Genomic DNA, 21,567 nt, shown 5'->3' on the forward strand with positions numbered 1-21,567 from the left:
CTTGCTATACACGCAGCGTTTGCGTGAATGAAGTAATGAGTGAATCATCTGGGGATCCTCGTGAATAATATCCAACTTTCGGTAGTACATCGTTTGCCGCAAAGTTACCGTTGGTTAACGGGTTTTGACGGCATCAAGGTTGAACCGATTCCGCTACCGGGTAGCGAAGAGGGCAGCAACCTGATTGGACTGAAGCTACTGAGCCACGAAGGCGAGGTGGCGTGGCAGGTTATGCACCATCTGACCGAGTGCTTGCAGGAGATTCAGGTGGAAAGCTCTGTCGTCGAGTGCGACGGCCAGCCCTGCCTGTTTGTAAAACGCGACGATGAAAGCGCCACCCTCTGCCGACTGAAAAATACCGGCGCGGCTATCGCTGAAACTGTCTCCGCGCTTTACCCTTTCTAACTTTCCGCGCTTCAATCTTCTAAGGCCGACAGTGACAGCAACTCCTGCGTATAGGGGTGTGCTGGCGCACGGAAAATCGCCTCGCAATCTCCTTGTTCCACGACTTCCCCGTCCCGCAGCACGATCAGTTGGTGGCACAGCGAGCGCACCACCCGCAGGTCGTGGCTGATAAACAGATAAGACAGGCCGAGGCGCAGTTGCAGCTCGCTGAGAATGGCCAGAATTTGCGCCTGTACCGATTTATCCAGCGACGACGTTGGCTCATCAAGGATTAAGATTTCCGGCTCGAGCACCAGCGCGCGGGCGATAGCAATGCGCTGGCGCTGCCCGCCGGAGAACTCTGCCGGATAGCGATGACGCGTTTCGGCGTCCAGCCCCACCTCTTGCATCACCTTAATCACCCGCTGTTGGCGCTGATTGGCGTCAAGCTTGCCGTGAACTAATAATCCTTCGGCGATAATCTGCTCCACGGTAAAGCGCGGGTTCAGCGCCGAGAAGGGGTCCTGAAACACCACCTGCATCCGGCTTCTATAAGGCAGCATCTGGCGGCGAGTCAACTGATGCAGCGGCTTGCCGCCGAGCAGGATCTCCCCTTGCGAGCTAATGAGGCGCAGCAGTGCCAGCCCGGTGGTGCTTTTCCCTGAGCCAGATTCCCCCACCACGCCAATACTTTCCCCGCGACGCAGGCTGAAACTCAGTTTATTCACCGCCTGCTTGCTGCTAACGGTGCGGCGCAGTAAGCCGCGTTTACGGGAAAAGGTCACGCTAAGGTCTTTAACTTCCAACAGAACCGGCTGGGTGCTATCCAGCGGCCGTGGGCGACCCTGCGGCTCCGCTTGCAGCAGGCGCTGGGTGTAAGGGTGCTGCGGCTGGCTGAAGAGCAGGGCGCGCGGCTGGGTTTCCACCACCTTGCCGTGCTGCATCACCGCCACGTTATCTGCCAGCTGGCGCACAATGTTCAGGTTATGGGTGATAAACAGCATCCCCATATTCAGCTCTTGCTTCAGTTCGTTGAGCAGTTTGAGGATCTGCGCCTGTACCGAGACGTCCAGCGCTGTGGTCGGCTCATCGGCGATCAGCAGCTTGGGCTGGGTGAGCACCGCCATGGCAATCATCACCCTCTGGCGCTCGCCACCGGAAAGCTGGTGGGGGAAATCCCCTAAGCGAGATGTCGCCTGGCGGATCCCCACGCGGTCGAGACAGCTGATTATTTCGCCGCGCGCGGCTTCGCGGCCCATTCCCCGGTGCAAAGAGAGCACTTCCGCCAGCTGCTTTTCAATATTGTGCAGAGGGTTCAGTGAAACCATCGGCTCCTGAAAAATCATCGCAATCTGGTTGCCGCGCACTTTGCGCAGGGTGCTTTCACTGGCATTGAGCAGCGACTGGCCGGCAAACAGAATGTCTCCCTCGGGATAGGTCACGTTAGGCAGCAGGCGCAGCACCGACAGCGCGGTGACGCTTTTCCCTGAGCCGGACTCGCCAACCAGTGCCAGCGTTTCCCCTTGATCAACCTTCAGCGAAACTTGGCTTATCACCTGACACGAGGTGTCGCCCAGCTCGAAGGCCGCGCTGAGATGTTGGATGTCTAACAAAGCAGAGTGGCTCATATCAGCGGCCCTTGGTGGAGACTGGCTGCGGCTTTGACGATGGGTCAAAAGCATCGCGCACGGCTTCGCCGATAAAGATTAGCAGTGAAAGCAGCAGGGCCAGCGCAACAAAGGCGCTGATGCCGAGCCACGGGGCCTGCAAATTATTCTTCCCGGCCAGCAGCAGATTACCCAGCGACGGCGACCCCGGCGGCAGGCCAAAGCCGAGGAAATCCAGCGAAGTGAGGGTCGTTATCGAGCCGCAGAGGATAAAGGGCATATAGGTCAGCGTCGCCACCATGGCGTTCGGCAGCATGTGGCGCAGCATGATCATCCGGTCACTGACCCCCATCGCCTGCGCGGCGCGGATATAGTCGAAGTTGCGAGTGCGTAAAAACTCGGCGCGCACCACGCCAACCAGAATCATCCAGCCGGAGAGCACGCTAATCAGCAGCAGCCACCAGAAGTTCGGCTGCACCACGCTCGACAGCATGATGATTAAAAATAGCGTCGGCATCCCCGACCAGACTTCAATCAGCCGCTGGCCCAGCAGGTCAATACGCCCGCCGTAGTAGCCCTGGGTCGCGCCAACCAGCACGCCAATCAGCGAGGAGAGTACCGTCAGCGTGATACCGAAAAACAGCGAAATACGCAGGCCGTACAGTAGTTGCGCCAACACGTCATGGCCGTCGCCGTCGGTACCCAGCCAGTTGTCGGCAGAAGGCGGCGAAGGGAAAGTTTGATCGGTGGCGAAATTGATCGAGTTAAAGCTGTGGCGAATCGGTGCCCAAATCGCCCAGCCGTGTTTCTCGATTTGCCCAACGACGAAGGGGTCTTGATAGTCGGTCGGGGTTTGCAGCTCGCCGCCGAAGGTGGTTTCGCTGTAATCAAACAAAAACGGCACCGTCAGCTGGCCCTGATAGCTCGCCAGCAGGGGTTTATCATTGGCAAGGATGTTGGAAAGCAGAGAAAGAATGAACAGCGTGAGGAAAATCCACAGCGACCAGTAGCCGCGTTTATTGGCGCGAAAACGCGCCCATCTCGCCTGATTCAGAGGGCTTAGCGTCATTATTGGCGGGCCTCAAAGTCGATGCGGGGGTCAACCAGCGTGTAAGTGAAATCACTAATAATGTTCAGCAACAGGCCGATGAGCGTGAAGATATACAGCGTGCCGAACATCACCGGGAAGTCGCGCGACACAATGGCGTCATAGCCCAGCAGGCCCAGCCCTTGCAGCGAGAACATCACTTCAATCAGCAGTGAGCCGGTAAAAAACATGCTGATAAAGGTGGCCGGGAACCCGGCAATCACCAGCAGCATGGCGTTGCGGAACACGTGGCGATACAGAATTTTCTTCTCACTCAGCCCCTTGGCTCGCGCCGTCACCACATACTGTTTGCGGATCTCATCCATAAAGGAGTTTTTAGTCAGCATGGTAAGGGTGGCGAAACCGCCAATCACCGTCGCCAGCACCGGCAGCGTGATGTGCCAGAGGTAGTCGGTCACTTTGCCATACCACGGAAGCAGGTCGAAATTGGGCGAGGTCAGGCCGCGCAGCGGGAACCAGTCGAGGTAGCTGCCGCCGGTAAACAGCACGATCAGCAGAATGGCGAACAGGAAAGAGGGCACGGCGTAGCCAATGATGATCAGCGAACTGCTCCAATTATCAAAAGCCGTGCCGTTTTTCACCGCTTTGCGAATGCCCAGCGGAATCGACACCAGATAGATGATCAGCGTACTCCACAGGCCAAGGCTGACCGACACCGGCAGGCTGTCCCTGACCAACTGCATGACGCTGGAACCGCGAAACAGACTATCGCCGAAATCAAAGCGCACATAGCTCCACAGCATGTCGAAATAGCGCTCATGCAGCGGCTTGTCGAAGCCAAAACGGTGAGTAATTTCGGCGATGACTTCCGGGTCCAGCCCGCGCGCGCCGCGATACTGGCTGTCGCCTACTTGCCCCACGCCAGGCGAGGCTTTGCCGAGATCGCTGCCGCCGCCGCTGCCGGGGATGCCGCTGCTTTTACCCATTTGAATCGCAGCGATAGCCTGATCGACCGGGCCGCCGGGGGCGATTTGCACAATGAAGAAGTTGATGGTGATGATCGCCCACAGGGTGGGGATGATCAGCAGCAGGCGGCGCAGGATGTAGGATGTCACAGGCCCTCCTTAGCGCCGCTCTGCCGGTAAACGGTTAGCGCGGTTGAAGTCATACCACCAGGTGTCCAGCTCCAGTCCATTCATTGGCTGAATGGATGGCATGGAGAATTTGTCCCAGTAGGCGTAGCGCTGGTGGTTGTTGTACCACATGGGGATCATATACATGTTCCACGTCAGCACGCGGTCCAGCGCGTGTCCCAGAGCCAGCAGGGCGTCCTGCTTGCCTTGGTTGGCGGCTATCTCGTCTGTCAGCTTATCGACCGCCGGGTCTTTCTCGCCGGGGCGGTTATAACTTGAATCAATGTATTTGCTGTTCCAGATAATTTGCAGGTCAGGGCTGGGGTAGGGCATCGCGCTGTAAACGTTCGGCACCATGTCGAAATCCCGTTGGCGAATACGGCGAATAAACTGTGAATTATCGACTTCGCGCAGGGTCATTTTGATACCTAAACGCGCCAGATTATGCTGGAAGGGCAGGGCATACTGGGTATTCGCGCCGCCAGGCAGCAGCAATTCAAAGGTGAATGGCTTGCCGGTCTTGGCGTTAACCAACTGCTGGTTTCTGACTTCCCAGCCCGCCTGTTTTAACAGCTCAGTGGCTTTCAGCAGGTTGGTGCGGTCATTACCACTGCCGTCGGAGCTAGGTGGGTGATAAAGCTTGCTAAAGACCTCGTTGGGAATCTGCCCCTTCAGCGGAGCCAGCCACGCCAGCTCGGCGGAGTTAGGGTAGTTGCTGGCGCTGTACTCGGTATTTTGGAAATAGCTGTTAGCGCGCTGCCACGAGCCGAAGTAGAGCGCCTTATTCATCCATTCGAAATCAAAGGCCAGGGTTAGCGCCTCGCGCACCCGACGATCGCTAAACTGCGGGCGCTGAATATTGAAGGCCAGCCAGCGGGTGTCCTGCGCGGCCTGATTCTGGTCATCCTGCTTCACAATGTAGTTTTTGCTGAAGTTGGCGCCTTTATATTGCGTCGCCCAGTTCTTCGGCGAAGCCTCCATACGGAAGTCGAAAGCACCGGATTTAAAAGCTTCCAGCGCAATGCTGTCGTCGAGGTAGTAGTCGTAGCGAATGGTGTCGAAATTATAGCGCCCGCGGTTGACCGGCAAATTGGCCGCCCAGTAGTCCGGCACGCGGGAGTAGGTGACGAACTGTCCCAGTTTGTAATCACTGATGCGATAAGGGCCGCTGCTCAACGGCGGAGTAGAAAGCGGCTCGTTAAACTTATGCTTTTCCCAAAACTTCTGCGGCAGGATAGGCAAGCCGAGCAGGCCGAGCATCATATCTTTGTCCGGGCGCGGCAGGACGATACGCACCGTCAGGCGTGAAATGGCTTTCACCTCGGCGCCTTTGTACACCACGCGGAACTGCGGCACGCCCTCGGTCATAAATTTGCTGAAGGTGAACGCCACGTCGCTGGCGGTGATGGCGCTGCCGTCGTGGAAACGGGCGCGTGGGTTAATATCGACTTCGACCCAGCGGAAGTTACTGTCATAGCGCGCGGAGTCGGCAACCAGCGGATAATAGCTGCCGATTTCGTCGCTAGAGGTGGTAAAAAGGCTGTCGTAAAGGGTGTCGCTGCGCACCGCCGGGTTGCCGCGCGAGGCGTAGCGGTTGAAATTGTCATAGGTGCCAATGGCCGCCAGGCGAATGGTGCCGCCTTTCGGCGCCGCCGGATTGACGTAATCGAAGTTGCTGAAGTTGGAAAAATATTTAGGTTCACCCAGAACGGAGAAGGCGTAGCTGTCCTGAATAACTTCGGCCTGAGCGCAAAGGCTCAGCGCGGAAAATAAAGCTGCTGTGATGAGTCGCGAAAACATCCTGCACGTCGCTCCTACTAAAAGGGGGGCGCTCCCGGCACCTCAGGTGCTCGGGATGTCTGCCGCTAAATTTGCTGATGGCAAACTGGTTGAAAATGCTACCAATAGCGTCTTTTTATCTTATTCCTGCTGTTTTACCACAGTATCAAACAGAGTCTAAGACAAAATGTACCATGGAGAGAAATCCTCAACCTTAAGAACCTTTTACTTTTCAGGAGAGAGCAATCCGCCGTTCACTTGGCGAGTGTAATCGATGATTTCATCCACCGGCAGTGGCTTGCTGTAGAGGTAGCCTTGAAGCAGGCTGACGCCGTGTTTACGCAGGTATTTGGCCTGTTGAACCGTTTCTACCCCTTCAGCGATAGTTTTCAGGTTTAACTCTTCGGTCAGTTTCAGCACGGTGTCCAGCACCGGGGCGATCAGGGTGTTTTGGTCGATAGACATCACAAAGCCGCGATCGATTTTCAGGTAATCCAGCGTGAATTTCTCCAGATAGATCAACGCGCTGTGGCCGGTTCCGAAGTCATCAATGGCGATTTCAATGCCTTGCTGACGCAGCCAGTTGAATTCCCGCATGGCGCTTTCGTTATCCACCATGCCGCGTTCAGTAATTTCAAACACCACCTGAAAATAGTCTTTTGGCATGGCGAACAAGAAGTCCATCACGTCATCGCGGAAGCTGCTTTTTTTCATGTGATGCGGCGAAATATTGATGCCGAATTTGGCTTTTGGCGGCATGACCTGCATCAGGCGATGGGCATCGGCGGCTGCCAGCTGCATCACGCGACGGGTCAACGCCTCGATCAATCCCTGCGACTCGGCAAAATTGATAAAGATGTCCGGTGGAATGCGCCCCTCCACCGGGTGCTGCCAGCGCATTAGGGCTTCAATACCCGCCACTTTCAGGGTTTGGGTCTCCATCACCGGCTGATATTCCACAAAGAATTGGTTGTGCTTCAGGCCAAGCAGCACTTCGCGCTCCGGGCTGTGGCGGCTTATCAGGGTGAAATAGATCAGTGCGCCGACCATCAAACTCAGCAGCAGGCTGGCAAGCAGGGTAAAGCGGATGTTCTCACCCGTCAGCTGCGGCGCGTAGAGGCGCAGAGTGAAAGGATAGTCATCGATTTTGATTTCAGAATAGTGGCTATGGGGCAGATCTTTTACCGCCATCAGCGAGCTGCCGATGGAGGTCAGTGCCCGGTCGCCGACTATCAGTGCAAAGCCGTGGTAGCCTTCGTCGGTTTGGGCAAACAGCATATAAGGAGAAAGCGTCAGCTCAATGGTGGCCAAAATGCCGCTGTCGCTGACGTCAGGGTTGCGATACCAGACGGCAATCACCGGCCGGTTTGGAATGAAACTGGTGCCTTGCTCAAGCTGAATATCCAGCGGCTTGCGCCAGTCGAGTCCGGAGAAAAAGTCTTGCACAGACAGAGACATTTCGCCGGTCGCCGACGAGCAGTAGACCCTGCCTTCACGGACCAGCAGGAAATCGCGAACCCCAAGGGTAAGGGCCGCGTCGCGGCTTAGCTGATCGGTTGCCATGTCACAGTTTTTCTCTGGCAACTGACTAAGGCGTTTCATGGTTGCGGTGAGATTTTGCAAATACGCTTTGCTGTACTCTACGGTGCGATCGCTGACTTGCTGTTGTTGCTGTTTATTTTTTATCGCAATGGTGTAGAGCGTTGCGGCAGAGAAAATGAAAAAGAGCAGGGTGGCGGCAAATAGGCTTCGAATAAGATAAGTACGTCTGGGTAAAACACTATGGGTGAGAGCCGAATTCAACCCCATTTTTTCAACCTTCACTCAGTATGTTGCGGAATTCAAAGTATAACGTAGAGAAATGATTAACTGTCATTAAATAAACTTCAAATATTTTTATAACGAAGCCTAATAAAATTAACAAAAAAAAACGCCATCCGGAGATGACGTTTTTTATAGTTCGCTTGGCTTGGGACAACAAGAGTTTATTTATACGTTAGCTATGTTCACCACTAACTAAAACTCGTCTTGCTTCACGGAAACGTTTATTCCAGTAAGTTTCGTTTAAGTTTGAAATCATCACACCGTTGCTGGTGGAAGCGTGAACAAACTGATCGTTACCTAAATAAATGCCTACATGGCGACCCGTAGAGCCTGCACGGAACAGAACCAGATCACCGGCACGTAATTTCGTGCGCTGGATTTTCTTGCCCTTTTCCTCTTGTTCATAAGTTGAACGAGGTAAGTCCATGCCGAATTGTTCGCGGAAGGTTACCTGAACGAAGGCTGAGCAATCGATACCACGCTTGCTGTCACCACCTAACCGATAACGAACGCCTTTCCAGTCAGCGTACTGATCCATGATTTTGGATTTTACGTTGACGCTGCGAACCATTGCTTCGAATTCATCCTGAGAGGCTTGCAGTAGAAGACCATCTTTGTCATTTACTGCACGCATATCAGTTTGCGCGTTTTCTGTATTCGAAGAATGTGTGCCACTACACGCGGAGAGAAGAATTGCCGCGCCAATTGCGGGTATCAGCCGCAGAACATATCTCATAAACGGTTGAGACTTGACCATTGTTGTTGTTATCCCTTGAAGTCCTTAACGATTTAATCGTTATAAATTGCCAAACGAAGCGAGACTACCTGCCGCAAACAGGAGCAGCAAACGCTTGACGAGGGAAATGTGCGTTACGACACACTTTTTCTTGGATCAAGCCATTTATGCCACATTTCTGTGCAAGCGTTTTGGAGAGTACCGTAATGAATAAGGGATTGCGAGAGGTTTTGCGGGATTTTTTATATGAAATTGTGATGTAAAGTGATGTTAGCGTTAATGTAAAAAGAGATGAGCGTTATTTGTACGGCTTTGGCTCAAAAGCACAGCACAAGCGGGCTGTGTAATAAAAATTCAATAAAGCTATGCCAGATAATGTCTAAACGGAAAGTTCGGCAGTGTGAGATTAACCTGCCGAACCATAATATTTATGAATAGATGTTAAAAAATATGCTTGGCCTAAAAATGGCTTATTTTGAACGCAACTTGGGTAATGTTCTGTCTAACCAACCTACCAATTTGTCGCTTGCCGGGGTCATCAACCACCAACTTGCTCCCACTAACACCACGGACAATGACCCTACTGCAATGTCGGTAAACCAGTGTGCGCCGATCATCAGGCGCGGCAGGGAGAAGATGACGGTGATCAGCAGCGCAACGCTAAAGGCCGTTTTACCCAAGTAGCGCAGCATAAAGCAGGTGAACACCAGTAGCATCATCCCGTGGTCGCCGGGGAAACTGTCGCCCGAAGAGTCTTTGGTCGGAATGCCGGTCAATTCGCTCACGCGGTTCACATCTGGGAAGCTCAGCGATGGGCTTTTATGACTGACGGGCAGTAAATGCCCCAGCTGGTTAAGCACCACGGCGGTCAGCAGCATGACGAAACCAATCAAAATCATCTGGCGGCGTCCGGCGGTATCCCTCTTTATATAGTAAGAAAAGTACAACAGGCCCATTGCCAGCAGTGAAATACCATCAAAAGCCCGGTTGTTGGTGATGGCTACCACGTGCAGGAAGGTCTGGTTAGTCGCCAAATGTTGGTTGAAATAGAAGAAAATCGACGAGTCGATAGGGAACCAGAAGCCGTGGTTCGCGGGCAGGTAATAAGATAAAAACAAAGCAATACCCAATACATTCAGTATCAGGATAGAGGGGATATTGCGACGCCACATAAGTAGGGACCTGTTAATTAGCGAATGTTAAGTAATATTGTGGGCGATACGGTAAGCCGCTTAACTTAAACGAATCTTCAACAAAGAAGATTGTAGTTCATTCCACTGGGTTTCATTGCGAGTAATTAGCTCAACTCTGCTGTCTAAGGGCGCCATCGGGCGAGTTTCAATATGCAAATCTTCTCCCTGACGGTTGACCACCAAGGTGCCTTCCTTAATACGCATGACGCCTTTCACTCGGTCTACCGGCGCCAGGCGCACCCAGTCGAGCAAACCTGTAGTGTCGAAAACCGTCTCTTGGTCGAAAATCCAGCCGCAGCTTGCATAGCCGTCAGCCTGATTTAACGCCCGCCGCCAGCGCTGATGGCCTGGCAGGCTTAGCGCCGCCAACCCTTTTTGCGCAGGGTGAGAGTGATGATGCGCACCGTCGGGTAGCTGAACTTGGTTTAAACGCGGCTTGTCCAGCAGGCTAATATCAATCTGCCCCTGAGCAGCAATCACCACTTCACGGCCTGCGGCCCACTGGTTCTGCCACGCGCTAAGCGCTTGATGGTCGTGCTCGCTATAAACGTCGGACTTGTTTGCCACGATGATGTCCGCTGCCGCCAGCTGATCGCGGAAATTCTCGTTTTCCACCGTGCGTTGGTCACTGAGATTGCGCGCATCAAGCAGGCAGAGTGAAGCGTTGAGGGTCAGCCAGCTTTTGTACACCTCGGAACCTAGCAGCGACAAAATCTGCTTCGGATGGCCCAAGCCCGTGGGTTCGATCAGCAACCGGTCCGGTTTTGCCTGCTGCAATAGCATATTCAGGCCTACCTGCATCGGCAGTCCGTTGACACAACACATGCAGCCGCCGGGGATCTCTTTCAGCACCGCGCCGCTGTCTGCCAACAGGCCGCCGTCGATGCCAATTTCACCAAATTCGTTAACCAATACCGCCCACTTTTCCCCCTCAGGTTTCTGAGCCAGCAAATGGCGAATGGTAGTGGTCTTTCCGCTTCCCAAAAAGCCGGTGATCAGATTGGTTTTGGTCATCAAAAATCCCTTATTAAAGGCGTTACGTTAACTATATGAAAATAAACGGTTTTATTGGCATTGCATGTCATGGGTCATTATTTGGAGTAATAAGATGCCGCCAGCTATCAAGAAAATCCAGTATTCCGCCGATGAAATAGAGGTGTAGAGCACGTTGTGCATAAGAAAATCTTGTAGGCGAAACCCTACTTATTTGTCAGATAAGTCTGTATTTTTATATTGGTTAAATTAATGTTTCACGTAAGTAAACTAACTGTAATTGAGGCACCCATGAACAAAGTCATTGCGATCTTGTTTTTTGGATTTTGTACCTCAGGGATGACACAGGCGGCAGTAAGTTCTTCAGGTGGCACCATCCGTTTTTATGGCGCCATCGTTGAAGATGGATGTATGTTGAATACGTCCGCCAATAAAGTGGTCAGTGAATGCTACAGGGGCGGTAAAACCATCCAGCAGACCAACACTATCGATACTAAAAATCTTCCTAATTTTTCACTGCCGCACTCTATCGGGCAGGTTTCTACCCGTAATGTTAATAACAATCCTCATCTGGCTATCATGACCGTTAGTTACAACTAGCGGGCTAATACTCATGTCGACCAAGGAGGAAAGCGACCGCTTACCTCCTTTTCGGCCTGACCTATCCAGCTTTTGGTCAGCCCAATTTTGACCTCGTCAGCACTTCCCGCCCTTGATACTCGTTGCACTAATAACCCGGTGATATACTTTTCCCTATTCTATGGCGCTAAACGAATAATCCTCGTTTAATCTGCCAGACCAATTCTCCCTTGGAGTCATTCAATGCGGCTTTATCAGGACATCGGCGGCAAACTGCGTAGCGCCATTGCGGCAGGGGATTTTATGGCGGGCGACAGGCTGCCCCCAGAAAGAGAAATTGCCGAAAGCTTTGCCGTTAGCAGGAGCGTGGTGCGCGAAGCCCTGATCATGCTTGAGCTAGAAGGGGTGGTTGAAGTGCGTAAAGGCTCCGGCGTCTATGTGCTGACCCAGCAGCCGGAGCCGTCGGGGAAGTGGAGTACTTTTCAGGGGGATAGCGGATTTGGACCTTTTGAGCTGCTTCAGGCGCGACAGCTGGTGGAAAGCGAAGTCGCCGCCTTTGCCGCCACCCAGGCCACCAAGGCGGACATCTTAAAAATGCGCGATGCTATTGAGATGGAGCGGCAATTTATCGAGCAGGGCGTGGTGGATGAAACTGCCGATGAGCTGTTTCACAACCTGCTGGCACAGGCGTCTCAAAACAGCGTGTTAGCCAATATGGTGGCGGAGCTGTGGCAGGTGCGCCATCGCAGCCCTATGTGGCACGGCATCCAGCAGCACGTGGGGAAAAACGATCACCATCAATGGCTGCAAGATCACCAAACAATCCTACAAGCAGTGCTGCGGCGCGATGCCAAAGCGGCAAAACAGGCGATGTGGCAGCATCTGGAAAATGTCAAAACGCTGCTGCTGGCGGTGTCGGACGCTGAAGATCCGGCTTTCGATGGTTATCTGTTTGAATCCACGCCCTCTCTGCTAAATGATTAACGGCTGCCTGAAAGCAGCCGTGTCAGCATCAATTCTGCATCTTAACCCACGTAATTGGCGACACTCTGCTTCGCGCCATGCTTCTGCAAGCTGGCGTAAGCCTGCTGAATGGCCTCCACGGCCTGTGCGTTTTTCGCCAGCGCGTCGCCAAACACGGAGTGGAGGGCCAGCAGGGCGCTGACTCGCGCTTCGCCGTCTTCACTCTCGCTGACAATTTTTGCCAGTTTGTCTGCCATCGGATCTTTGATTTCAATCGCCGCGCCGGCGTCATCTACGCCGCCGACGTAACGCATCCAACCCGCAACCCCTAAGGCTAACAGGCTGAAGTCACCGCCGTTTTGCAGATGCCAACGCACGGAGTCGAGCATGCGCTGCGGCAGCTTCATGGTGCCGTCCATCGCAATCTGCCATGTTCGGTGTTTCAGCGACGGGTTGCTGTAACGGGCAATCAGGCTGTCGGCATAATCTTCCAGATCAATGCCTTTGACGCTTAGCGTCGGCGCCTGTTCTTTCAGCATCAAATTGTGTGCCGCGCGCTTATAGTTAGGGTCTTCCATACATTCATTGATGTACTGATAACCCGCCAGATAGCCAAGGTATGCGAGGAATGAGTGGCTGCCGTTCAGCATGCGCAGTTTCATCTGCTCGAAGGGCAATACGTCGCTGACCAGCTGCGCGCCGACCTCTTCCCACGCCGGGCGGCCCGCCACAAAGTTATCTTCTACCACCCACTGGATGAATGGCTCACAGGCGATGCCGCAAGGGTCAGCCACGCCGCCCAGCGCCTCGGTGATTTCGTCGAGAGCGTTTTCCGTCGCGGCAGGGACAATACGATCCACCATGGTGCTCGGGAAGGTGACATGGCTTTCAATCCACGCGGCTAACTCGGCGGAGCGCGCCTGAGCCAGCCCCAGCACGGCATTTTTCACCACGTGACCATTTTCCGGGATGTTGTCACAAGAGAGCACGCTAAAGCCGGGCAAACCGCGCTGATGGCGCAGACGTAGGGCTTCGACCAGAATGCCCGGCGCTGTTGACGGCGTCTGTTCGCCAGTCAGGTCTTGCTGAATCTGCGGGTTGTCGAGGTCCAGCTTGCCGCTGCCTGGCTCAATGCAGTAGCCCTTTTCCGTGATCGTCAGTGAGACAATGGCAACCTGAGGTTCAGCCAGTTTCTCCACCACGGCGTTAATGCCTTCGATCCGGCCATGCAGTGTTTCACACACCGCGCCAATCATGATGGCCTGATTACCTTCGGCCCCTTTTTCCAGCACGGTGAATAAGTTGTCCTGCTGGCGCAGCGCTTTAATCAGATTGTCGCGGCCAAACAGGCTGACTTCACAAATCCCCCAATCACCACCTTGCTTATTCAGCACGCGGTCAGTCATCAAAGCCTGATGGGCGCGATGGAAAGCCCCAAAGCCAATATGCACGATGCGGCTTTTCAGCTGGTCGCGATCGTATTGGGGAAGCTGAACTTGCGAAGGGAGGTGTTCCGTGGCGATTGTTTTCATGCATCACTCCAATGATAAGAATTAGATTAATTGGTCAGGCCAAAATAGGTCTTTTTCTTTAATGGCCTGCCAGGAGCGGTGATGCAGATGACAATGGGGCCATAAATCAGGACTTCGAGTGTAAAGTCATACGACAGAAATGAAAATTGGTTAGTCCAGATTCAGATGGAATCTGTGAAGTAGATCGAAAGTGGAATGAGTGCGGAATGTAACTCGAGCTTTTCAGGCATAAAAAAGAGCGCCGAAGCGCTCTTGATGTGGAGTCATATTCGCCGCTGATTAATCAGCACGGCCCATATAACGACGCTCTGCGATATGAATGCGGATTTTGTCGCCCTGGCTCAGATACTCGGGGACCTGAATGCTTAAACCGGTGCTCATGACCGCCGGTTTGTTGCGTGCGCTGGCTGACGCGCCTTTAATGCCTGGCGCGGTTTCGATGATTTCCAGATCCACGGTTTGTGGCAATTCCAGCGCCAGCAGTTGGCTGTCCAGCGTCAAGACCTGCATGCCCTGCAAACCTTCTTCCGGGATAAACAGCAGTTCGTCTTCGATCTGCGCCTTGTTGAAGGTGTAAGGCGTGAAATCTTCATCATCCATAAAGATGTATTCGTCGCCATCGACGTAAGAGAAGTTCACTTTACGGCGGGTCAGGGTGACGGTATCGAGAATGTCGTCGCCTTTAAAACGCTCTTCAACCTTGCCGCCAGTGCGCACGTCGGAGAAGCGCATTTTGTACAGGGTGCTGGCACCGCGCGCGCTTGGGCTTTGAACATCGATGTCTTTTACCAGCAGCAATTTACCGTCGTAGTTAACAACGAAGCCGCGTTTAATTTCGTTAGCACGTGCCATATAAATAACCTGTCATAAGGGGAGTTAAAAATATTTGGCGACACGTTACTCGCGCCGCCGATTTCAGGCAAGCAGATTACTCGTTATCCCGCACTTTGCCGCCGATTTAGCGCCATTTGTCGCATCATAAAGTCTAGTCAGAAAGTGGTCGCGGGAGAAAGATTTCGCTGGAGAGTGATAAGGGCGACTGTTATTGTCGCGCCTCAATTAACCCGCCAAACGGAGGCGCTAATGGATTGCCGTACCAATTGTGGCGCTTGCTGTATTGCGCCCTCGATTTCCAGCCCGATACCGGGGATGCCAAACGGCAAACCGGCCAATACGCGCTGCATCCATCTGGCGGACAATTTCCTCTGCGGCATTTTCACTTCGCCGCTGCGCCCCAAGGTCTGTGCCAGTCTGCAAGCCAGCCGCGAAATGTGTCATACCCATCGCGACGACGCCTTGATCTACCTCACTCGTCTGGAAGCGGATACCGCGCCTTAATTGACGGTAATGAATGCACCATCATTCATTGATCGTGATTGTCGCTTCTACCGGTGTTTCATCGACATTTTTCACCCGCCAGATACAAAACACCGAGCCGACCACCATCGCGAAAGCGGCATAAAACACGGCGTGATAGCTCCAGAACTGGGCAATGACGCCCGCCAGCGACCCGGCCAAAATCCAGCCTGCGCGGGTTGAATTGGTGAACAGCGTGGTGGCCGCGCCCGCCTGACCCGGCATTAAATCCTGAAAGTAGAGCATGCCAATTCCCGCCAAAATGCCGATGAAAATGGCGTTCAGCAACTGTGAAACAATCAGCGCCATTGGGCTGGTGCTGAACAGCACGCTGGCGTAGAACACCACCCCCGCAATCACCGCGCAGCGCATCAGGAACTGTTTACCCAACTGGCGCGCCAGATAGCCGGCGATCAGCATGGTGGGAATTTCCAAACAAGCGGCGGTTCCCATCAAAATTCCCGCCAGTTTTTCCGGCAGGTGCAGCTCGTTCACCACGTAAAGCGGCATGTTGATCAGGTAAATACTGTTAGCGGCCCACATTAATGTGCAGGCGATAAAAAGCAGCAGGGTGTCGCGACGGTTGCGGCGAGGTGCTTCAATGGTGGCGGTGGTTTTGACCCGCGCTTTCGGCATGGACGGCAGGAACATCCAGACCATCAGGCCGCAGACCAGAAAGGCCAGCATCGCCGCGCTGTACATAAAGGTAAAGCCAAAGCCCATGGCTAACGCGAAGGCCAGCGGCGGGCCGACTACCCACGCCAGTGAAACCTGTGCGCGCAAAATCGAGCTAAACATCATCGCTTCGCGGCCGGTTTTTTCGGCGTGTTCGCGCGCTAGCGCAAATAACTGTGGGTTAGCGGTTGAGCCAAAGCTGGACAACAGCACCCCCACCAACAGCAGCACAAAGTAGCTGCGGTTAAAGGCAAAAAGCACGCAACCCAGTGCGCCCAAAATGCAGCAATAGAGGATCAGCGTTTTGCGGTCCCCGCGTTTGTCTGACCAACTGGCTAAAAGCTGGCTGACGAAAATGCCAATCACCGCGCTGCCGGTAAAGAAGATCCCCACCATAAAGGGGCTGACATGCACTTCGCTGGTCAGAAAGAGACTGAGCGTCGGAGTTTGCAGTGCGCCCGCGATCCCGGTTAAGAAGGCAACGATCAAAAAGGCCGTTGACGTGATGTCGGGGAGGCGGCGAGCTGTAGCGGTAGATGTCGACATTTTTAGGGGAAAACCCGTCTAGGAGAGTAATAAATTCGCGCGAATGTTACGCCTGTTTAAAAAAAACAAAAACCGGTTTTAATCAGTAAAAAGGTAAACAGCAGTGTATTTGCCATACTGAATAATAAAACCGCACTTTGTGGTAAAAAACGCCGCGCCGTGGAATCGGTTTTCGCCTCTCTCTTGGCCGTTAAGGTCAGCTTACAGCCACTTCAGGAGCACTTCAGCACAGCTTCAGCTTTTAGCTTTTCGTGGGTAGAAAATGGGCCTCTGACGGGCAAAATGTGCGTGGCATCAAAAAAATGTTACGCCAATTCAGGGAATGCTTGCTTTAAAAATCGCCCAGAATGAGACTGCTTGAAACGTTTCAGCGTTGTCCGATTACCTGTTTCATCTGGCAGCGCTCCTTTTTTCTCAATGAAGCTGAAACGATTCAAATTCAGCAGGAGAGGAGAATTATGTTCCAGTTGTCACAGCAAGATATTCATCTCGGGGCGTCAGCCAGCGATAAGCAAGAGGCGATCCGCCAGGTTGCCGCTGCGCTGACCCAGGCCGGGCGCGTCAGCGAAGGCTACGTCGATGGCATGTTGCAGCGCGAGTTGCAGACCTCTACCTATCTGGGTAACGGCATTGCTATCCCGCACGGCACCACTGACACCCGCGACTTGGTGCTCAACACCGGCGTTCAGGTTTACCAGTTCCCGCAGGGTATTGCGTGGGGAGAGGGGCAGACCGCCTTTGTGGTGATTGGCATCGCGGCCCGCTCTGACGAGCACCTCAGCCTGTTGCGCCAGCTGACTCACGTATTAAGTGATGACAGCGTGGCCGAACGCATGGCGAAAACCGACTCTGCTGAAGAGCTGCGCAGCCTGCTGATGGGCGAGAAAAACGCCGCTGAATTCCACTTCGACACCCAGCTTATCGCCCTCGACGTCGCCGCCGACAACCTGATGACCCTTCAGGCACTGAATGCCGGTCGTTTGCAGCAGATTGGCGCGGCGGACACCGCGTTCGTCAGCGACGTTATCAGCCGCAAGCCGCTCAATCTCGGCCAAGGCATCTGGCTGAGTGACAGCACCGAAGGCAATCTGCAAAGCGCCGCGACCTTCAGCCGCGCCGCCAAAGCCTTTGAGCATGAAGGCGAAACCGTGGCCGCGCTGTTGACCATCGCCGTGGCCGACGACCAGCCGTTAACCGTCCTTAACTACCTCAGTGACCTGTTGATCAGCCAAAAAGCTGAACGCTTGCTGACGGCGGACGCCGTGGGCGTGCTGGCCTTGCTGACCAGCGAGGTGGAAGAGCAAACCAACCTGCTGACGGCAGAGTTCGTGGTGCGAAATGAACACGGTTTACACGCCCGGCCGGGCACCGCGCTGGTTAACGTAATCAAGCAGTTCACCAGTGAAATCACCGTGACCAATCTCGATGGCAGCGGTAAACCTGCCAACGGCCGCAGCCTGATGAAAGTCGTGGCGCTGGGCGTGAAAAAAGGACATCACCTGCGCTTCACCGCTAAGGGCGAAGATGCAGAACTGGCACTGAAAACCATCGGCGAGGCTATTGCCGCGGGTCTTGGGGAGGGAGCATGAGTCGCAGAGTTGCCACAATTACCTTAAATCCGGCTTACGATTTAGTCGGCTACTGCCCTGAAATTGAACGGGGTGAAGTGAATCTGGTGCAAACCGCCGGGCTGCACGCTGCCGGTAAAGGCATTAACGTTGCCAAGGTTCTGAAAGACTTAGGCATTGATGTCACCGTGGGCGGTTTCCTCGGCAAAGACAATCAGGACGGCTTTCAGCACCTGTTCAGCGACCTTGGCATTGCCAACCGTTTTCAGGTGGTCTCCGGCCGTACCCGCATCAACGTCAAACTGACCGAGAAAGATGGCGAAGTCAGCGACTTCAACTTCTCCGGTTTTAACGTTACGCCGCAGGACTGGGAGCGTTTCGTCACAGATTCCCTCTCATGGCTCGGCCAGTTCGACATGGTGGCCGTCTGTGGCAGCCTGCCGACCGGCGTTGACCCGGAAGCCTTTACCGACTGGATGACGCGCCTGCGCAGCCAGTGCCCGTGCATCATCTTCGATAGCAGCCGCGAAGCGCTGGTTGCCGGTTTGAAAGCCGCACCTTGGCTGGTGAAGCCTAATCGCCGCGAATTAGAAATTTGGGCCGGACGCAAGTTGCCTGAATTGAGCGACGTGGTTGAAGCCGCGCACGCCTTGCGCGACCAGGGGATCGCCCACGTGGTGATTTCGCTGGGTGCCGAAGGGGCGCTGTGGGTTAACGCGTCTGGCGCATGGATTGCCAAACCGCCGGCTTGTGAAGTGGTCAGCACCGTGGGTGCCGGCGACTCCATGGTGGGCGGGCTGATTTACGGCCTGCTGATGCGTGAATCAAGTGAACATACCTTACGACTCGCCACCGCCGTGGCTGCTTTGGCAGTAAGCCAGAGTAACGTCGGCGTCACCGATCGCCCGCAGTTGGCAGCGATGATGGCCCGTGTTGATCTGAAACCTTTTAATTGACCGCAGGAGGCAGAATGAAAACGCTGCTGATGTTAGACAGTTCGCTGGGACAAGCTCGCAGCCAACTGGCGAAAAAAATGCTCGCTGCTGCTGCGGCGAAAACAGGCCACACTCTGGTTGAAAGCGTCGCTGACGCCGAGCTGGTGGTGGTGGCGGGTGACAACGCACCGGCTGATGCCCAGCTGGTCGGCAAAAATGTGTTTGTTGGCGATGTCGCACTGGCTATTCGCGAGCCGAAAATCTTCCTGCAACGCGCCTCGGCGGAAGCCAAAGCTTATGTCGCACCAGCAGTCGCTCCGGCTAAAGCGGCGGCAGGCAATGGCCCGAAACGCATTGTGGCGATCACCGCATGCCCGACCGGCGTGGCTCACACCTTTATAGCGGCTGAAGCCATTGAAACCGAAGCTAAAAAACGCGGTTGGTGGGTGAAAGTCGAAACGCGCGGTTCCGTTGGCGCGGGTAACGCCATCACGCCAGAAGAAGTGGCTGAAGCCGATTTGGTTATCGTGGCGGCTGATATTGAAGTGGATCTGGAGAAGTTTGCCGGTAAGCCGATGTATCGCACTTCCACCGGCCTGGCCTTGAAAAAGACCAAGCAGGAGTTGGACAAAGCCTTGGTTGAAGCCGAAGTCTTCGAGCCGAAACAGCAGGGTTCTCAGGCGGCTGCCGGTAAGAAGAAAGAGACGGGCGCAGGTCCGTATCGCCACCTGTTGACCGGCGTGTCCTACATGCTGCCAATGGTGGTGGCGGGGGGCCTGTGTATCGCGCTCTCCTTCGCCTTCGGGATTAAAGCTTTTGAAGTGAAAGGCACGCTGGCCGCAGCCTTGATGCAAATCGGTGGGGCTTCCGCCTTTGCTTTGATGGTGCCGGTACTGGCTGGCTTTATTGCTTTCTCCATCGCTGACCGTCCGGGCCTGACGCCGGGCCTGATTGGCGGCATGCTGGCCGTGAGCACCGGCGCTGGCTTCCTCGGCGGGATTATCGCCGGTTTCCTTGCGGGCTATGTCGCCAGATTTATTGGTAGCAAGCTGCGTCTGCCGCAAAGTATGGAAGCACTGAAACCTATCCTAATCATTCCCTTGTTGGCGAGCTTGGTTACTGGCTTGGTGATGATTTACGTGGTGGGTACGCCAGTTTCTAAAATTCTGGTTGGCCTGACTAACTGGCTGCAATCCATGGGGACGGCGAACGCGGTTCTGCTCGGCGCAATCCTTGGTGCGATGATGTGTACCGACATGGGCGGCCCGGTGAACAAAGCGTCTTATGCCTTTGGCGTGACGCTGCTCAGCTCCTCGGTGTATGCCCCAATGGCGGCGATTATGGCGGCAGGTATGGTGCCACCGCTGGCGATGGGTCTGGCGACCATTCTGGCGCGTAAGAAGTTTGAACAGGGTGAGCGCGAAGGCGGCAAAGCGGCGATGGTGCTGGGGCTGTGCTTCATCACTGAAGGCGCGATCCCGTTTGCGGCGCGTGACCCAATGCGTGTCCTGCCTTGCTGTATCGCGGGCGGTGCCTTGACCGGCGCACTCTCCATGGCATTCGGCGCTAAACTGATGGCACCGCACGGTGGTCTGTTCGTGCTGCTTATTCCAGGCGCAATTACGCCAATCCTCGGCTATCTGGTGGCGATTATCGCCGGTACGCTGCTGGCAGGTGTCTCTTACGCCTTGCTGCGCCGTTCCGATGCTGCTCTGGCGGCAAAAGTGGTTGCTCAGTAATAGCGAGTTAGCAGGAGAAGAAAAGGGCGCCCAGGCGCCCTTTTTTATTGGAGTTTATTGCAGATTTAGCTGATTAGCTCTGAGCTTTCTGCTCGGACTTCAACCAGGCAATTTCGTCTTTCCAGATATCAGGATTGACGGTTTCGAGAATCATCGGAATGCCGTCGAAGCGCGGATCGCGCATCATCCAGCTAAAGACGGTTTTGCCTATGTTACCTTCACCAAGGCTGTGGTGGCGGTCAACGCGGCTGTTAAAGGCACTCTTGGCATCATTCAGGTGCATACCGCGCAGATACTTGAAGCCCACCACGTCTTCGAAGTGTTTGAAGGTTTGGATGCACTCTTCTTCAGTACGTAAATCGTAGCCTGCGGCGAAGGCGTGGCAGGTATCGATACAGACGCCTACCCGACTTTTGTCTTCTACGCCGTCGATGATTTTCGCCAAATGCTCAAAGCGAAAACCCAAGTTGCTGCCCTGACCGGCGGTGTTTTCGATGACGGCCGTCACGCCTTCGGTTTGGCTGAGCACAATGTTCAGCGACTCAGAGATCTTTTCCAGACATTTATCTTCGTCGATTTGCATCAGGTGGCTACCCGGATGGAAATTCAGCAGCGACAGGCCGAGCTGCTCGCAGCGCTGCATCTCATCAAGGAAGGCTTCGCGAGATTTTTCTAACGCTTCGTCCACCGGGTGGCCGAGGTTAATCAGATAGCTATCGTGGGGCAGGATTTGATTGCTGCTATAGCCGTATTTTTCGCACGCGACCTTAAACTTCTCAATCACATCCTCTGGCAGAGGTGCGGCTTTCCACTGGCGCTGGTTCTTGGTAAACAGCGCGAACGCCGTGGCTTCCAGCTCGTGCGCGCGGATAACCGCCTGATCGACGCCACCCGCGGCACTGACATGTGCACCAATAAACTTCATGTTCACTCCTCTGCGATTCATGCTTGTTATGCTCGGATCATAGCGCCTTGGC

General features: G+C 54.4%; 19 protein-coding genes. 7 read left to right on the forward strand and 12 right to left on the reverse strand.

The features are described 5' to 3' along the window. The first annotated feature begins 60 nt into the window (after nt 1–60). Nucleotides 61–405 (forward strand): YejG family protein, encoded by a 345-nt coding sequence (locus SBO83_RS18105; protein ID WP_034791642.1) that lies wholly within the window; start codon nt 61–63, stop codon nt 403–405. Nucleotides 406–416: 11 nt separating this feature from the next. Here the strand turns inward: SBO83_RS18105 and yejF are convergent, their stop codons facing one another. From yejF to SBO83_RS18145, 8 genes are all read right to left on the reverse strand, one after another. Further along, entirely contained in the window at nt 417–2,012 is a 1,596-nt protein-coding gene (yejF, locus tag SBO83_RS18110; protein ID WP_396132451.1) for a microcin C ABC transporter ATP-binding protein YejF, read from the reverse strand. 1 nt (nt 2,013) lies between these two features. Further along, on the reverse strand, nt 2,014–3,060 hold the full coding sequence (locus SBO83_RS18115; RefSeq protein ID WP_396132452.1) for an ABC transporter permease: 1,047 nt from the start codon (nt 3,058–3,060) through the stop codon (nt 2,014–2,016). Beyond that, nucleotides 3,060–4,154, reverse strand: coding sequence for a microcin C ABC transporter permease YejB (locus SBO83_RS18120; RefSeq protein ID WP_396132453.1), 1,095 nt, complete (start codon nt 4,152–4,154; stop codon nt 3,060–3,062). Before SBO83_RS18120 ends, SBO83_RS18115 begins: the two co-directional genes overlap by 1 nt. 9 nt (nt 4,155–4,163) lie before the next feature. Further along, nucleotides 4,164–5,972 carry an extracellular solute-binding protein gene (locus tag SBO83_RS18125; protein WP_396132454.1) on the reverse strand — a complete coding sequence of 603 codons (1,809 nt, stop codon included), beginning with the start codon at nt 5,970–5,972 and terminating at the stop codon, nt 4,164–4,166. Between the two features lie 204 nt (nt 5,973–6,176). Continuing rightward, nucleotides 6,177–7,760 carry a cyclic di-GMP phosphodiesterase gene (locus SBO83_RS18130; RefSeq protein ID WP_353502719.1) on the reverse strand — a complete coding sequence of 528 codons (1,584 nt, stop codon included), beginning with the start codon at nt 7,758–7,760 and terminating at the stop codon, nt 6,177–6,179. A 187-nt stretch (nt 7,761–7,947) separates the two neighbouring features. After that, nucleotides 7,948–8,532, reverse strand: coding sequence for a bifunctional murein DD-endopeptidase/murein LD-carboxypeptidase (mepS, locus tag SBO83_RS18135; protein WP_034791636.1), 585 nt, complete (start codon nt 8,530–8,532; stop codon nt 7,948–7,950). 449 nt (nt 8,533–8,981) lie between these two features. Then, nucleotides 8,982–9,683, reverse strand: a complete 702-nt coding sequence (locus SBO83_RS18140; RefSeq protein ID WP_396132455.1) for a phosphatase PAP2 family protein — start codon at nt 9,681–9,683, stop codon at nt 8,982–8,984. Between the two features lie 60 nt (nt 9,684–9,743). Then, a complete protein-coding gene (locus SBO83_RS18145) occupies nt 9,744–10,718 on the reverse strand; it encodes a GTP-binding protein (protein WP_396132456.1) in 975 nt (324 codons plus the stop codon). Between the two features lie 270 nt (nt 10,719–10,988). Between SBO83_RS18145 and SBO83_RS18150 the strand changes: the two genes are divergently transcribed. Continuing rightward, entirely contained in the window at nt 10,989–11,297 is a 309-nt protein-coding gene (locus SBO83_RS18150) for a hypothetical protein (RefSeq protein ID WP_396132457.1), read from the forward strand. A gap of 222 nt (nt 11,298–11,519) precedes the next feature. After that, nucleotides 11,520–12,260 (forward strand): FCD domain-containing protein, encoded by a 741-nt coding sequence (locus SBO83_RS18155; RefSeq protein ID WP_353502715.1) that lies wholly within the window; start codon nt 11,520–11,522, stop codon nt 12,258–12,260. A gap of 41 nt (nt 12,261–12,301) precedes the next feature. Here the strand turns inward: SBO83_RS18155 and SBO83_RS18160 are convergent, their stop codons facing one another. Both SBO83_RS18160 and yeiP read right to left on the reverse strand, forming a co-directional pair. Continuing rightward, entirely contained in the window at nt 12,302–13,771 is a 1,470-nt protein-coding gene (locus SBO83_RS18160; RefSeq protein WP_396132458.1) for a fructuronate reductase, read from the reverse strand. A gap of 279 nt (nt 13,772–14,050) precedes the next feature. Then, complete coding sequence (yeiP, locus tag SBO83_RS18165) at nt 14,051–14,623, reverse strand: elongation factor P-like protein YeiP (protein ID WP_034791630.1); 573 nt, start codon at nt 14,621–14,623, stop codon at nt 14,051–14,053. A gap of 231 nt (nt 14,624–14,854) precedes the next feature. Between yeiP and SBO83_RS18170 the strand changes: the two genes are divergently transcribed. Beyond that, a complete protein-coding gene (locus SBO83_RS18170; protein ID WP_353502713.1) occupies nt 14,855–15,109 on the forward strand; it encodes a YkgJ family cysteine cluster protein in 255 nt (84 codons plus the stop codon). A gap of 21 nt (nt 15,110–15,130) precedes the next feature. Here the strand turns inward: SBO83_RS18170 and SBO83_RS18175 are convergent, their stop codons facing one another. Next, nucleotides 15,131–16,348 carry a sugar efflux transporter gene (locus SBO83_RS18175; RefSeq protein ID WP_353502712.1) on the reverse strand — a complete coding sequence of 406 codons (1,218 nt, stop codon included), beginning with the start codon at nt 16,346–16,348 and terminating at the stop codon, nt 15,131–15,133. Nucleotides 16,349–16,806: 458 nt separating this feature from the next. Here SBO83_RS18175 and fruB point away from each other — a divergent pair, with 458 nt between their 5' ends. The 3 genes from fruB to fruA are packed head-to-tail and all read left to right on the forward strand — an operon-like array spanning nt 16,807 to nt 20,590. After that, complete coding sequence (gene fruB, locus SBO83_RS18180) at nt 16,807–17,937, forward strand: fused PTS fructose transporter subunit IIA/HPr protein (RefSeq protein ID WP_396132459.1); 1,131 nt, start codon at nt 16,807–16,809, stop codon at nt 17,935–17,937. Next, a complete protein-coding gene (gene fruK / locus SBO83_RS18185; RefSeq protein WP_034791626.1) occupies nt 17,934–18,872 on the forward strand; it encodes a 1-phosphofructokinase in 939 nt (312 codons plus the stop codon). The genes fruB and fruK overlap by 4 nt, the downstream gene beginning before the upstream one ends. Before the next feature lie 14 nt (nt 18,873–18,886). Further along, nucleotides 18,887–20,590, forward strand: a complete 1,704-nt coding sequence (gene fruA, locus SBO83_RS18190) for a PTS fructose transporter subunit IIBC (protein WP_396132460.1) — start codon at nt 18,887–18,889, stop codon at nt 20,588–20,590. A 73-nt stretch (nt 20,591–20,663) separates the two neighbouring features. Here the strand turns inward: fruA and nfo are convergent, their stop codons facing one another. Continuing rightward, entirely contained in the window at nt 20,664–21,515 is an 852-nt protein-coding gene (nfo, locus tag SBO83_RS18195; protein ID WP_396132461.1) for a deoxyribonuclease IV, read from the reverse strand. Between the last annotated feature and the right edge of the window lie 52 nt (nt 21,516–21,567).

The organism is Ewingella allii (assembly GCF_044430645.1).
Lineage (GTDB): Bacteria > Pseudomonadota > Gammaproteobacteria > Enterobacterales > Enterobacteriaceae > Ewingella > Ewingella allii.